Source organism: Lysinibacillus sp. (genome assembly GCF_032093475.1).
GTDB classification, from domain to species: domain Bacteria; phylum Bacillota; class Bacilli; order Bacillales_A; family Planococcaceae; genus Lysinibacillus; species Lysinibacillus irui.
Window position 1 is genome coordinate 44,369 of record NZ_DAMDAY010000005.1, and the last position, 14,327, is coordinate 58,695.

General features: G+C 33.0%; 13 protein-coding genes and 1 pseudogene. 9 read left to right on the top strand and 5 right to left on the bottom strand.

What is annotated here, in order from left to right:
- Positions 1-426: carboxymuconolactone decarboxylase family protein (locus RT445_RS02435; protein ID WP_313469605.1), on the bottom strand; the 426-nt coding region annotated here is incomplete at its 3' end.
- Between the two features lie 372 nt (positions 427-798).
- Here RT445_RS02435 and RT445_RS02440 point away from each other — a divergent pair.
- Together RT445_RS02440 and RT445_RS02445 are read left to right on the top strand one after the other, a co-directional pair.
- Complete coding sequence (locus tag RT445_RS02440) at positions 799-1,302, top strand: Rrf2 family transcriptional regulator (RefSeq protein ID WP_274796994.1); 504 nt, start codon at positions 799-801, stop codon at positions 1,300-1,302.
- A gap of 543 nt (positions 1,303-1,845) precedes the next feature.
- On the top strand, positions 1,846-2,517 hold the full coding sequence (locus RT445_RS02445) for a serine/threonine protein kinase (RefSeq protein ID WP_274796995.1): 672 nt from the start codon (positions 1,846-1,848) through the stop codon (positions 2,515-2,517).
- Positions 2,518-2,892: 375 nt separating this feature from the next.
- Here the strand turns inward: RT445_RS02445 and RT445_RS02450 are convergent, their stop codons facing one another.
- The gene (locus RT445_RS02450; protein WP_274796996.1) at positions 2,893-3,282 is read right to left on the bottom strand and encodes a spore coat protein; all 390 of its coding nucleotides are present in this window, start codon (positions 3,280-3,282) and stop codon (positions 2,893-2,895) included.
- Between the two features lie 1,278 nt (positions 3,283-4,560).
- Entirely contained in the window at positions 4,561-4,983 is a 423-nt protein-coding gene (locus RT445_RS02455; protein WP_313469607.1) for a gamma-type small acid-soluble spore protein, read from the bottom strand.
- A gap of 470 nt (positions 4,984-5,453) precedes the next feature.
- On the opposite strand from RT445_RS02455, the gene RT445_RS02460 reads away from it, so the two are divergent.
- Positions 5,454-6,350, top strand: coding sequence for a TetR/AcrR family transcriptional regulator (locus tag RT445_RS02460; RefSeq protein WP_274796998.1), 897 nt, complete (start codon positions 5,454-5,456; stop codon positions 6,348-6,350).
- Between the two features lie 322 nt (positions 6,351-6,672).
- On the opposite strand, the gene RT445_RS02465 is transcribed toward RT445_RS02460, so the two are convergent.
- Entirely contained in the window at positions 6,673-7,326 is a 654-nt protein-coding gene (locus tag RT445_RS02465) for a FusB/FusC family EF-G-binding protein (RefSeq protein WP_274796999.1), read from the bottom strand.
- A 591-nt stretch (positions 7,327-7,917) separates the two neighbouring features.
- On the opposite strand from RT445_RS02465, the gene RT445_RS02470 reads away from it, so the two are divergent.
- From RT445_RS02470 to RT445_RS02495, 6 genes and pseudogenes are all read left to right on the top strand, one after another.
- The gene (locus RT445_RS02470; RefSeq protein ID WP_274797002.1) at positions 7,918-8,451 is read left to right on the top strand and encodes a hypothetical protein; all 534 of its coding nucleotides are present in this window, start codon (positions 7,918-7,920) and stop codon (positions 8,449-8,451) included.
- A 185-nt stretch (positions 8,452-8,636) separates the two neighbouring features.
- Entirely contained in the window at positions 8,637-9,986 is a 1,350-nt protein-coding gene (locus tag RT445_RS02475; protein ID WP_274797315.1) for an arsenic transporter, read from the top strand.
- A gap of 13 nt (positions 9,987-9,999) precedes the next feature.
- Entirely contained in the window at positions 10,000-10,677 is a 678-nt protein-coding gene (locus RT445_RS02480; RefSeq protein WP_274797003.1) for a DUF2642 domain-containing protein, read from the top strand.
- A gap of 386 nt (positions 10,678-11,063) precedes the next feature.
- The gene (locus tag RT445_RS02485; RefSeq protein WP_274797004.1) at positions 11,064-12,329 is read left to right on the top strand and encodes an S-adenosylmethionine decarboxylase related protein; all 1,266 of its coding nucleotides are present in this window, start codon (positions 11,064-11,066) and stop codon (positions 12,327-12,329) included.
- 449 nt (positions 12,330-12,778) lie between these two features.
- The gene (locus RT445_RS02490; RefSeq protein WP_274797005.1) at positions 12,779-13,426 is read left to right on the top strand and encodes a class I SAM-dependent methyltransferase; all 648 of its coding nucleotides are present in this window, start codon (positions 12,779-12,781) and stop codon (positions 13,424-13,426) included.
- A pseudogene (locus tag RT445_RS02495) lies at positions 13,427-13,711 on the top strand (HD domain-containing protein); the annotation flags it as partial.
- A gap of 224 nt (positions 13,712-13,935) precedes the next feature.
- On the opposite strand, the gene RT445_RS02500 reads toward RT445_RS02495, so the two are convergent.
- On the bottom strand, positions 13,936-14,271 hold the full coding sequence (locus RT445_RS02500; protein ID WP_274797006.1) for a hypothetical protein: 336 nt from the start codon (positions 14,269-14,271) through the stop codon (positions 13,936-13,938).
- Positions 14,272-14,327 lie beyond the last annotated feature (56 nt).

The following is a 14,327-nucleotide window of genomic DNA, read 5'->3' on the forward strand; positions in this document are numbered from 1 at the left end:
ATTGCCCATCGCTATAGAAATTCGATTCCAGCTATTAATTTGATTAATCAAGATAACTAGATCGACATACGCTTTTTCATCAAAATGCTTACGTACACGTTCATATAAAACATCAGGAACTCGTTTTTCTGGAATAAGTGTAATATGTTCCGTTAATTCTAATGCTACTTTTTCAGCTTCTGAATAAAATGTACATTCTCTCCAAGCACTAATACAGTATAAACGTTGTTCCGTTTCTCCCATCTTTTTAGCATCAGCAGTGTGCATGTTGATGCAATAGGCACAACCATTAATTTGAGAGGCTCTAATTTTAATGAGTTCACGAAGTTTTCTTTCGATAGCACTTTTCTTCGTGTATTTTTCCATTTCCATCATGATCTTCATAGCATCCGGTGCAATTTCATAGTAATTTATACGTTGTGTCATTGTGAATCCCTCCATTATTTATTAGCTAATTAGCTAATTCAATTGACTTTGTTAACTACCTATCTAAAACAACCTCTCTATATAGATTAATTTAATTAACTACTTCATGGTCCTATTTATTTTTTTATCAGTTTGTAGAAATTGTCTCATAGAAGTCTTTGAATCCACTTTGGGGTGTGCTTGAGCAAAGTAGTTACTACATAAAAATCCTCCCATATAATAAAGATTGAATTAATCGTCGATTAAATTAATCGTTGATTAACATTGTCTACAATATACGCTTTTAACTATCTTTTGTCAAACTGATTCATTTATGTATTTCTAAAATGTGTTACTATCATGGTAAGGATAATGTTTTAAGAAGGTGAAGTAATGAAATATAGTGTTATGGTTGAATATGCACTACATAGTCTTGTTTATTTAATCGATGTACCACCAAATGAAAGTATTGGCATAAAAGATTTATCTGAATTTCAAGGATTATCAGAGACCTATCTTTCAAAAGTTTTAGGGAAGTTGTCCAAGGAAGGGATTGTAAGTTCCGTATCTGGAGTAAAAGGGGGGTATCGACTCAATAAAAAACCACAAGATATTTCATTTTGGGATGTTGTGCGTGCCGTAGAAGGTGAAGATCCGATATTTCAATGTAAGAATATTAAAGCGAATTTTGCTTATCAAAAAACAAACGAACAGTGTGAATCCTGTATAGGTCAATCGAATTGCACGATTAATAGTGTAATGCTAGAAGCTGAAGAACAAATGCGTAATTATTTAAGAAGTAAAACAATAGCTTGGTTAGAAGAGGAACTACAACGGACATTACCGGGAAAGCAACTAGAAGAAGCAAAAAACTTCTTTAAAAAAGGGAATAAATAACTTCAGAAGGAAAAAAACAAACCAGCTAAGTGGTAGTCAAGAAGGATGCGAAACACTCGTTTACATAGCGAGTGTTTTTTTGTTTAAGTTATTTTTAAAGCGAATAGTGAGATCTTTTGCATACAGAAATTTTCATTAAGCAAGCGACGATTTGACGGTTAAAAAGGGTCACTAGGTTTGAAGTGACATTAAACAGAAATACTAGATGAATTTTTTAGAGTTATCTACTTTGATTAAAGCAACCACTCCACAGTTCTCGATAAATTGAGGGCAATCTAGAGCAACAATAGAAGTACATCAAATACTTTGAAAGTTTTTAATGAAGATGGTTAAGGGTAATTGTTACTGATAAAGAGGAAGAGGGGCATTGGTTCTTCTCTAGCCATTGAAGCAGTATACTTCCATAAGAAGAATGTATTTTGGAAGAATTTATCGTTTTCCTAATGTTTTGAAGTGGACGTGTAGGGAACTAAGGATATAGTGCGACATTTAGGAGATAGTATTCTATAATCCTTCTTCAATCCAAATGATGGGAGAGATAATATGGAAAACGACTGGAACAAAGCTATAGGTTCTCTTTCTCAAATAAACGTTTTTTCAAATCCAAATAACGAGCCAGTAACTATAAGTGGTGAAGCGGATGATTTGAGGTGTATCGGTGTTGGGACAGATGCGGCTGTTTTTCAATATCTTTCTGCTCCAGCTTATGCATTTAAATTATATGCCAAGGACAAAGTACACAAGGTAAAAGTTGAAGCAAATGTTTACCGAATATTAGGAGATTCACCTTTCTTTTCAACATGTTTTGCATCATCCGACGAATACCTTGTTTTAAGTTATGAAAAAGGAAAAACGCTCTTTGACTGCATTCTACAAGGTATTCATATTCCAGAACAGGTTGTAAATGAAGTGGAGGCTGCAAGAGAATATGTCCGGATAAAGGGCCTTAACCCTCGTGATATTCATTTAAAAAATATTTTATTACAAAATGGCAGAATTAAAATAATTGATGTCTCTGAATACACCCAACCAGGCAATGATTGTCGATGGGAGCATTTAAAAAAAGGATATGAGCAATACTATCATCTAATAGACGGAAATTCTGTGCCGTTCTGGTTAGTAGAAACGATTCGAAAGTGGTATAACCTGCGGGGAAAAAATACTTCATATGAAGAGTTTACAAAAAATATTTTAAAACTATTGTATAAAAAATAATTGACTACTAGATGGTTTCATATTTTGAAGCGCTACTCACACCGGGTAGCGTATTTCAATTAGGAAGAGAAGCGCAAACGACAATGCATCATATTCTAAATACATCATTTACTGGCCTTGTAAGATATTTCTGGAGAATATAACATAAAAAAAAGGCCGTAGCGTTTATAGACGCTACAGCTCTCGAAATTTCAAGCTTCTTGGTGGCAAGTTTGTATATAGAAAATGTTAAGCAAGGATGATGGAGCGTTGCTTAACATCATTTTCACTATGATGAATAATAATAATTTTACTTAGGCAAGCAGCGAAGATTTTAAGAGAATTATTTAAAGTCTTCCCACAGAAAATCGTCTCCAACTATATCTGGTGGAAATATTAATTAATGAAATTTTGAGGAATACATTCATGAACACCAGAATTTCTCAATGAGTTAAATAAAGCTGCACCGATTCTTAACATAACAAAGTTATCAGTGCCATTTTCTAATTCATATATCACAAAGTAAGAATTATCGACTGTAAAAATACATTTTCGTTCTAATTCAAATCCAGGTGGTACAGGAGGAAGATTAAAACGTGGTACAACTACAGGTGTATCTCCTTCATCTCTAATAAAATTGAAAGTTTGTTCGTCAATTTCATAGATATTAACTGGATCAATCTCCACACCTTTTTCTGGAATTGTGATTTCATCTTCAACTAATAGGAAAAAGCGTTCGTTTCGAAAATTGAAAATGCCTCTCGCTCCAATTTCAAATGTTGCCATTTTATATTCACCTCCTCTCTTATAAATAAATTATTCATATCGAATACAGTTATATAGACAATAAGGAAGGTAGAGTGAAAAATATGTTCAATACAGATATTAGCCATTATAATACTAGACCGATGTCTATCCTCTAAGATGTATATGAATAAAGTAACGATAAAAGGGTCACCCGGGATAGTGGTGACCCTAAGTAAAAATTCGGGAGGTCTCAAGTTAAACCAGTTTAGCTTAACACTATTATTTATATGCTAAGTACACTTGGGATTTATAGTTTATTGCCCTTTGATAAAAAATGGTCAAGTAATCACACCTTTAAATGCATCTGATGTTCTTACTTTAAGAAATATTGATGACAGCCCAAAACCTTTATTCAATGGAAATGTAGGCATTCCGGCTGTTATCAGCACGTCTATTGTTATTTTAAGATTAGTGTAAGGGTTTTATAGTAGATCTAGAGTATGGGTCTAGAAGAGGTAAAGCTCAATTATTTTAGATTAAAACTTCTCGACGTATTTACCAAAATAAAAGAGGTATCTATTTTACTCCTCATTAGATATACCATGTAATTGTAAAGCTATGATAAGTTGCTTAAAGTTATTTAAGTTGATGTCGTTTCAGTAGGTGGTAAGCAAGATTATGTGATCAAAATACTTGATTTACGAGGAAATACAGAATAATATTGGAATATTTGGATAGGTATGAAACAAATGGACGGGAATATCGTTAATGTATTAAACGAGGTTATTTTGGGAGTGTGGAATGGACCATAAGTTAATGTGTAAATATTTATCGTACATAGTTTATTTTGTAATAGGACTTATTTTAACTTATTGTATGCAATGGGTAACAGTGCTTTTTATGGGCAGTGTAAGGTTTACAGCTGCAGATAGTTATCCAGGAGATTTGAGTACTCTTTCTTTAGTTGTATGGAGTTTTTTGTTTTCAATAAGTCATTTTGTAGTTTTGACAATATTTTCTTTTTTATATAAATTTCTAGTATCTGTTTTTAAAATTAAGTTTCAAACCAAAATTGCGTTGATGTTTCATGCTTTTGTTACAGGCTGTTTAATAATGTATTTTATAAATGTTTTTTTACACTAAGTATCCTCTTTGGTGGATGCTTTTTAGTTGTGTCAAAAAGGATGAAAAGGACCAATATACGAATCGGATTCGATCATGAAGAAACGACGATACATGTACTTCAAAGGATTGTGCATACTTTTAATAGGAGTTCCTTGGAAACAAAAAAACCGGCAGTGGTTGCCGGTTGTGGAGCTATTGATTATTTGTATTATTTTCGTTTGCAAAACGACCAGAAGCAAATTTTTTGTTCGCTTCCGCTTGTTGGATTTGTTGTCTGATTTGATTTACATCAGTTTCTCTCCCAAATTCAACGTTCATGGAATTCATTGCATTTCTTGAACCAGAAGCTTGTTGTTTCTTCGCTTCCGCTTGTTGGATTTGTTGTCGAACCTGATTCACATCAGTTTCACTACCAAATTCAACGTTCATGGAATTCATTGCATTCCTTGAACCAGAAGCTTGTTGTTTGTTCGCTTCCGCTTGTTGAATTTGTTGTCTAACTTGGTTCACATCAGTCTCATTCCCGAATTCAACATTCATTGAATTCATTGCATTTGGCGTTGCATTAGGAATTTTAGAGCTGAAGTTTTGGTTGTTGTTATTATTTTTTGCCATTGAAAATCACCTCCTGAAAATTAGTTTGACCAGAAGGTGCTTTAGTATCCGTAAATTTTAAAAAAACTTGGTCGAAGTAAATGGCAGGTAGATTTCTTCTAAATGACTACCTCATATGGAAAATTAACCAAAACTTACAGTGAGGAAGCGATTTTTATGAAATTTGGAAGGAAAATAGCTTCAAATTTGTTGATCATTTATTTTTTCGTTTTTTTAGCATATCGACTATCTTTTCATTCTCATCTACATTCAATTATATAGTTTGTGGCATAGGGATGATTATGGCAATTATTCTACATATGTATTTTAAATGTACTAATCAAAATAATTAATTCCATTAAATGATGAAATGAGGGAAGATGCAATTCCGTAAGGTATGATAGATCAATTAAAACTTACATACATAGAGGATGTTGTGAAATACAATTTTACTAGTATAATTGGAATAGGTTTGGAGATTGGAGAAATGTATGAAAGATCGTAAACAAGTAGTCATCGAATCAACAATACAGTTATTTACGGAAAAAGGTTATCAACATACCTCTGTGCAAGATATTTTAGATAGAGCCAATATTTCAAAAGGGACATTTTATAATTATTTTTCATCAAAGAATGAATGTTTGAAGGCTGTTTTAGAACAAAATCGGCGAGAGAGGGATGTTTTAAAAGAGGAAATTCTTGTTGGACAGAAAATGAATGATGTCGAAATTTTGGTTGATCAGTTAATGGCTTCATTAAGAATTAAGGAAAAATATAATTTAATGCCATTATTTCGTGAAATCTCTTTTTTACATGATGAAGAGTTACAAAAAATTCTTGCGGATCATCGTTTCCATGAAATCACATGGTTAAAAAATAGATTGTATGATATTTATGGCGAGGACGGAAAGCCTTATTACTATGAATGTGCCGTGATATTTTTCGGTACATTTCAATACTTGTCTTTTTACTGGAATTTAGCAACGAATACGACGATCGATATCAAAAAGGTAATCTGTAGATCATTAAGATATGTAGAAAATTTCCTTCCAGAGATGATAGCATGTGGTGAGGTTTTTTTAGATCCAAAAGATATGTATTTGATCGAAAGTGAATTCGAAACCAAGATGGTAACGAAAGACATGATACTAGAGAAGTTGGGGAAGTTTGATAAAAACATGTCGACTGTCGAGCTTCCCCAACAATCCATCGAACTAACTTCTTTGCTTTTAGAAGAAATGGGTCGGGAAAAGCCTAGGATTAGTGTGTTAGAAATTATGCTAAAACCATTTCGTAATGCATTTACTGACACAATCTATACTGTCGAGGCTGAAGAGATAGCCAATATTTTTTGGCTCTATATAAAAATGCAAAAAAATAGATCGTGATGAAAGATGAATGCACTTAAAACAATTTAGGATGTCTAATGTGGGGAGTCATAAGGCTTCTTTATTCAGTTGAGATTAAGTGTAGAGAATGGCTGGTTACCAGTGATAGCTATATATATGATCCTATTTGTGCTTTATCACAATAAATTACAATTTACAGGATTTTATGAAGGTCCAAACCAGCAAAAGCTACCACATTCAATATCAGTCACTTTCCTTATGACCTTTCCTGCATTATTTATCGCTACACGCATAGTTGAACCTATGACCATACAAAAGGCAGAAATGTTGCATACACAACATTTCTGCCTTTATTAATTCGCTATTTTTGTGTAATACGTTCGAAAAATTCGTGAGTTCTGTCCATATCTGTGACATGCTCATTACATGTTTTACTATCGGCGCAAATGTAATTACTATGGTTGGTAAATGTGCCTACCACTTGGCCTTTAATGGACGTTGTAAATAAGCCGACATCTGAATGACGATTACAGATGGCGCATATACCACGCACAGTGTTGTTGGCAAATATGCCCTTAATGCCTTTTAGCTGTCCATTTTGTTCAAGAACAACATATTTACGATGTGTTCCTGGATCATCCCAAGCAAGATAGCAAATTTGTTGAAAATCCAGTTCTTCTAAATTTGGTAACTTTAGCTTTTTTTCTTTTTTAAATAGAGCCTTTAGCGTGCTGGCTGTCACTGGCTTGAACGGGATGACATATGGTTTTAATTGTTCTAAAAATGCATCTCCCTGCGCACGATCTGTCACAGCAAATAGCTGTTCAATTAATTTTAATTCCTCGGCGGAAAGCTCTAATTTAGTTGTAATTTCAGTATCAACAAGCCCACGTACGGCAAGAATAACATTTTTATCCTTTGTTGTCGTAAGGGCATGTAAAATTTTATTTAACTGTTGTTCTAGTAAATGATAATTTGCGACCGTTAAAAACGGCTGAATTGTTTGGTTTTCCATTTGAAATCTCTCCTGATTCTTAGGCTATTTTGTTAATCTATGGCCTAAAGAGATCATTCAATTTTATGTTATTCGTATAACTTAAACTAGACCTCTTTGACCTAAAGAAGTCGTTCTAGAGCAAGCATTACAAGTGAATGCTATCATTTCGATCCCTCCTTTAAAGATAACATTGATTATATAAGGTTTATTTAAGATTACATAATAAATTGAATTTAACGAGGACCCATAAACTACCCATCTTCATTTTTAGCTTTTTCTTCAATGATTTGGATCTTATAAGTACCTCTCTTTATATATTACCATGTGTATGACTTATTTGCTTTTTAAAAATCTACTTCGCGCAAAGGAATGTCATATCCCTTTATTTATTTTAACAAATTTTAACCAGAAACTCGATAATGAAATTGCTTTTTTATTGAAGCAATTAAAGACAGCGTTGATAACTACACCATTGCCAAAATGGATGTGAGAAATATGAACTGGTAAGGGAGTTCAAAGTATATTTTTACCTACTTAGGCATTTCCAATAAGGTATTTATCGGAGCACACATATAGATAGCAAGACAATAAAAATAGGAGGCTAAAATAATGAACAGAAATCTGCTTATTTCATTAGTTGACAAAGTTGTTAGGGTTGATAGGGGAGGTCCAGAATCGCGTATTGGCAAGTTATTGACAGCAGGTGAGGATCATTTTGTTTTACTAACAGAAAAAGACGGTATTGTTTATTATAAAACGCAGCACATAAAAAGTATTACGGTCAATTCAAGAGATGGAATGGAATTTAAAGTTGAAGATCCAGAAGATGATTCCTACTTACTCCCAACTAATTTTAAAACAGTTGTTAGTAATTTTCTACATCAATGGGTTAAAGTAAATCGTGGTGGACCAGAAATGCTAGAGGGCATAATGGAAGAGGTCACTGATGATTATATTACCATTTTTTCAAAAGATGAAATTATCCGCCTTGCCATGTATCACGTTCGTAATATTAGTTTAGGTACTAGTAAAAAAGAAGAGGAAAATAAAAATGAAGGAAATAATGAAACAACAAACAATAATACTACCAACAATAATAGCGTAAACAATAAGGGAAGAAATGCAAGAAATCGAAAAAGATAATACTCTTTTGTACAAAGCCTAGCTAAAGAAAGGAGGAAGGAATGTGATTATGCTCCTTTACTTCTCTATCGTTGGTGGATTATTTTATAAATTATTTCTTAGGAAACCTGACGAACGTAGCAAAGAAATTACAATCAATCCTACCACATCAACCATTACTAAACATAAGGCGGCTGATGTGAATGTTGGATAGTTCAATTACTATCATGTTGGTTGTTTTTATTTTAACTATAATATTCATGCTGTGGAGACCATTTGGAATAAATGAAACTATTCCAACAACGATCGGTGCAGTGATTGTGTTGATGACAGGTATTGTATCTTGGAACGATGTCCTAGGGATATTGGGTATTGTCAGTGGTCCATCACTGACAATACTTTCAACGATCATGATGTCAATTGTACTTGAAAGTATAGGATTCTTTCGTTGGATTGCTTATAACATCGTCATTAAATCTAAGGAATCTGGTATTAGACTATACGTGTATATTATTTTGCTATGTTTTTTAATGACTATGCTTTTTAATAATGATGGAAGTATTCTCATTACAACGCCCATAATTATACACATAGTCAAGCTCCTTCGTTTTAAACCTCATCAAGCATTACCCTATTTAATTTCAGGTGCACTTATTGCCACAGCTGCTAGTGCACCTATTGCTGTAAGTAATATCTCTAATCTGATTGCATTAGAGATTGTTGGTCTTAGTTTAAATAGTTATGTGGAAATGGTATTTATTCCATCAATGATTGGTATCATAACTATTACGTTTTTATTATATTTCTATTTTAAACGATCTATCCCTAAAAGAACTAAGGCTCTACCAATCAATGTTAATACAAATGAACAGCTCTTGTATTCGCATCCGCTAGATATTCGTACAGACTATGTAACGATCGATTGGAAAATGTTTAGAATATGCTTAATTATCGTTGTAGCAACAAGGGCAAGTTTCTTTGCACTATCCCCATTAGGTATTCCAATAGAATGGATTGGTTTATTTGGTGCTGCCATTTTAATTACAGTTAGATGGCTTAGAATGAGAACAGGACTAACAGATATCATTAAAAATTCGCCATGGTATATTTTTTTATTCGCATTTAATATGTATGTGCTTGTGTATGGTCTTAAAAATGTGGGACTGAATGATATTATCATAAAAACTTTTAAGACATCAGTAGAACATGATATTTTAAACGCAGCCATGATTATGGGGCTATTATCTACATTCCTGTCAAATGTCTTTAACAATCTTCCTACAGTGATGATCGGTACATTGTCCATAATGGAGATGGGACTTGACCCTTTATACTTACAAGTAGCTTATTTAGCAAATGTGATAGGTAGTGATATTGGTGCATTATTAACCCCAATTGGTACATTAGCAACGCTCATTTGGATGTTTATTTTAAAAAGACATGGAATCCTTATTACTTGGGGAAATTATTTAAAAGTTACAATCCTTGTTGTTCCAATTGGGTTAATTGTAAGCTTATTTAGTCTATATTTATGGGTTGCCTTAATTTTTGAATAGAGGAGGGGAGACTTTGAAGAATTTGATTCAAGATTTTGATAAAGAAATCGTTAAATTAGAAGTAACAGGGAAAAAAATACTCAAAGGAATCATAATTGATAGCAGTAGTGAATTAGTTGTTTTATTTAACGGTAAAGAATTTTTTTATATTCCTTTTAATCACATTCATGAGATAAAAATAGATGATGTTAATGAAGATGGACTTAAAATTCCTTCATCTATAACACAGGATAAAATATTTAACGATTCAAATGAAGAAATGACGTTTGCAAAAGTTCTAACAAAATCTTTAGGGACATTTTTAGAAATTCAGGTGTTAAATAATCAGCCATTCCATGGATATATCTCCAGTATTTTAAATGATTATATTGTATTTCAATCTCCCGTTTACAAAAAAATGTATATTCCCATTAAACATATAAAAACAATCGTACCTTATAGTCACCAACAGAAGCCGTATCAACTAACAGATGATGAATTTTTAATTACTGCATGTAACGAACATTTCCCAAGTACTTTTGAGGCTCAAATTGGAAATTTAAGAAATAAACTTATAGTATTAAACTTAAGTGAAAAAAACAATTTTACAGGGAAAATAACTGAAATAAAAGGTTCAATTATCCAATTTCAAACTGCTAAGGATATCGTCTATTATAATCTCCAACATATAAAAACTATTCATACTCCATGATGCTTCATTGTTTTTTGTAGGATAAATACAATAGTTTTTATGCAATTGAATTCAATCATATCAAAATAAGAATAATATAAGAGTAAAAAAACAAACGAGAGATAATTTTTCTTGGACTACACAAAATTTTGTATTCTGTGTGGTCTTTTGTATTTTATTTTATCAATGCATTAGGTTTATACATTTAGATAATGTAACAGGTCAATAGACTCACAGCACTATAATGGGAAATTGATTAAGGTAATATGATGCGATAATTACATAGGCATGCATTAATTAAGCTATTTAACGAAAGTGAATGTTTTATTGAAATTAGTTGTTTCATACAAGCATACTCATTCGAAAATTCATAAGCTATGTTAATTATAAGAAAAGGATGTAATGCCGTGGAACAACTTAACCAATATTCTATCACTATCCTTGGAAGTAAGGGCGGTGTTGCTAAGTCAATACTATCTATTCTTAATCATTCCGCTATAGATAAAAACGATCCTATCCATCATGTTATTACAAGTTCGAAACTATTTCTAATAGATATCGAACAAAATCCATTAGATTATTATGATACTTTGTTTCCACATTTAAATGATAAAATTACCCTCTTACAATTTGACCTAAGTGACACAGCTAAGTTTACTGAACATCTACAATCAACAAACACAAAATTAGTTATTGATGTATCCTGGGCTGATACAATTGACATGCTACAATGCTGTAATAAACTGGGTGTTCATTATATTAACTCCGCTTTAGAAAATACTGCGGTAGATCTGGATGAGAGTTTATATGGTTTCCCCTTGACTGAACGCTATTATCGATTTGAAGATATAAAAGAAACACTTACTAATACAAGAGCGATTATTGGCTCAGGTATGAACCCGGGAGTCGTTCAATGGATGGCATTTAAGTTATTGGAAGATCATGCTGATAACAAACCATTAGCTTGTTACATTATTGAACATGACAGCTCTTTCTATAAAGACAAAACGCTTATTCAGCCTAAAACTATTTATTCTACTTGGTCTGTTGAATGTTTTCTGGATGAAGCAATTTTAAGCTATCCAATGTTTGTCCACCACCATTTACCATTATACTTATACGATGACGTCTATGCTTCTGAATTTAAGGTGAAATTGGGGGAAAAGGAATTTTACGGTTGTCTTATGCCTCATGAAGAAGTACTGACATTAGGTGAAATATATGATTTTGAAATAGGATTTATCTATCGAGTCAATGAATATACAACCGAATTAATTAGAAAAAATCTAGATAATGTAGATGATCTTTGGGATTGGAAGCAAAAACTGATTGACCCATCTGATGGAGAGGTGGAAGGAGAGGACCTTGTTGGTGTTCTATTAGTATACAGTGATAAGGAAATTTATATGTATAACTCGATGAAAAGTAGTGATATATTCCCAAAATATAAAACTAGCGCAACTTACTTTCAAGTAGCTTGTGGAATATATGCAGGGACTGCGAGTTTAATGTTAGATAATGTTCCTTTAGGTGTATACTATGTCGATGAATTATTATTAAATACACAAAGTGATTATGGAAAATACTTGAACTATTATATGCAGAATTTCGTCTATGGTGAAAATAACAGTTCGGATGGTTTATTACATCAAAGGATGAAGAGAATTGAATAATCACTAACATACAAATGATACGCTAGCCAAGATAAATAATCTTGTCTAGCATATTTTATAAATTATTTAAAGTTTACCTTTTGGAGAATATAACATTGAATTTGAAAAAAATACTACATACAAATGCAATTTTCTTTTACTTACTTTGTATGAAATTGCTCCAGATTAATAAGGCCAAGTTATGAACAAGACTGCTCTTATTAAAGTGGTCAATAAAAAAATAGCGACCAAAAATGATGCAATATCCAATTACAAATTGAATGAACTCTAAAGGGCTACTTCAATCATTTGATAAATGATAAAGTTCGAATTATTTTCTGAATTGTTCGATATACAAAAAATTGGTATAATAGCATGAATTGGTTAAAGAAGGGAGCGTTTTTTATGAAGCAGACTACAAATCGTACAATAACAAAGGCTTGGAGAATTTATCAATTGTAGGAGGCACTATGATATTAAATAAACAGGGATTCGATTTATGGGCGGATGATTATGATCAAACCGTTCAGCTAAGTGAGGAAAACAATCAATATCCATTTGCAGGCTATAAGGCGATATTAAATAAAATTTTTAACGAAGTAATGGACGTTCCAGCTTCGACTGTTTTAGATATAGGCTTTGGAACAGGCATTTTAACTGCCAAGCTTTATGAGCATGGCCATAAGATCAATGGCTTCGATTTTTCTTCTAACATGATAGCTATTGCGAAAGAAAAAATGCCACAGGCTAATTTAATCGAGTGGGATTTAACGAAAGGGTTACCTACCGTGCTGTTGCAGCAGTCATATGATGCCGTTATTAGTACCTATGCGCTCCATCATTTTACAGATGAGCAAAAGGTGTCGTATATTACCCAATTATTAGAGCATCTAAAGCCCAATGGTAAAATGTTAATTGGCGATGTTGCCTTTAACACAAGGGAGCAGCTAGAACAATGTCGACTGGATAGCAAAGGCTATTGGGATGATGATGAATTTTATTTTGTCCACGAGGAGCTACAAGCTTTATTGCAGGATAGTTGTCAGCTAACATTTGATCCGATATCACACTGTGGTGGAGTTTTTGTCATCACAAACCATGTTAAGGACAATGGTTAAATGCTGATTACAGATGCACTGTATGGATCATTCGAAATTGATGGTGTGCTAGAAGAACTTATTTTAAGCGAGCGAGTGCAACGATTAAAAGGAATTCATCAGGCTGGAGCGAGCTTTCTAGTCAACAGCAAGTGGAATATTTCGAGATTTGAGCATTCGATAGGTGTTATGCTACTGATCAAAAAGTTTGGGGGATCAGTGGAGGAGCAAATTGCGGCCCTATTACATGATGTATCCCATACTGTTTTTTCTCATGAACATGTTGAAGTATGCGAGAATCAAGAGAGTTTTGATTTTCATTTCGGAATAAGGTACGTTTAATTGATCCATTTGTTTATCACGAACAGCAATTATGGAAGGCAAACGAACTATCAGACAATGTAAAATATATGAATACCCAAGCGATTGACAGGTTTAAGAAGGGTGTTTATGTGAAGATTATCAACAGGTAGACGAATTTTCGATCTACTAAAAAAGGGGCTGTCATATGGCAGCTCCTTTTTCAACTTTTAAGCGAACATCGATAGTATATATTTGCCAGATAGCATAAATACGGCATAGACAGCGAGTGCGCTCATGACCGAAATACTTGGCTTCAACCAATTCGTTAATAAAAAGACAAGTACGGTAAATAACAACATACCGACCGCGCCAAATACTGTATTTTGTAAGACGGTATGAAAGGTATCTTCTTTCATATTTTTCATTTGCATCCCCATATTGATGAGCGTCAGAATCGGTAATGCGGTAATAATGCCTGACAAAAATAAGTATTTTGATTGGCTAAGTAGCAGCGCCAGTACCATGATTGTGCCACCAACTAGAAAATAGAGAAAGTATAACATTGGATGCCCTCGATTAAATTCAGAATAGGGTAATAATAATGTAGAAAGTTGATGAT

Excerpts from the sequence above, each read along its gene's own strand:
- RT445_RS02470 (WP_274797002.1), top strand. The coding sequence starts at position 7,918 with ATGAACAGAAATCTGCTTATTTCATTAGTTGACAAAGTTGTTAGGGTT.
- RT445_RS02465 (WP_274796999.1), bottom strand. The coding sequence starts at position 7,326 with ATGGAAAACCAAACAATTCAGCCGTTTTTAACGGTCGCAAATTATCAT.
- RT445_RS02500 (WP_274797006.1), bottom strand. The coding sequence starts at position 14,271 with ATGTTATACTTTCTCTATTTTCTAGTTGGTGGCACAATCATGGTACTG.
- RT445_RS02440 (WP_274796994.1), top strand. The coding sequence starts at position 799 with ATGAAATATAGTGTTATGGTTGAATATGCACTACATAGTCTTGTTTAT.
- RT445_RS02455 (WP_313469607.1), bottom strand. The coding sequence starts at position 4,983 with ATGGCAAAAAATAATAACAACAACCAAAACTTCAGCTCTAAAATTCCT.
- RT445_RS02450 (WP_274796996.1), bottom strand. The coding sequence starts at position 3,282 with ATGGCAACATTTGAAATTGGAGCGAGAGGCATTTTCAATTTTCGAAAC.
- RT445_RS02490 (WP_274797005.1), top strand. The coding sequence starts at position 12,779 with ATGATATTAAATAAACAGGGATTCGATTTATGGGCGGATGATTATGAT.
- RT445_RS02445 (WP_274796995.1), top strand. The coding sequence starts at position 1,846 with ATGGAAAACGACTGGAACAAAGCTATAGGTTCTCTTTCTCAAATAAAC.
- RT445_RS02460 (WP_274796998.1), top strand. The coding sequence starts at position 5,454 with ATGAAAGATCGTAAACAAGTAGTCATCGAATCAACAATACAGTTATTT.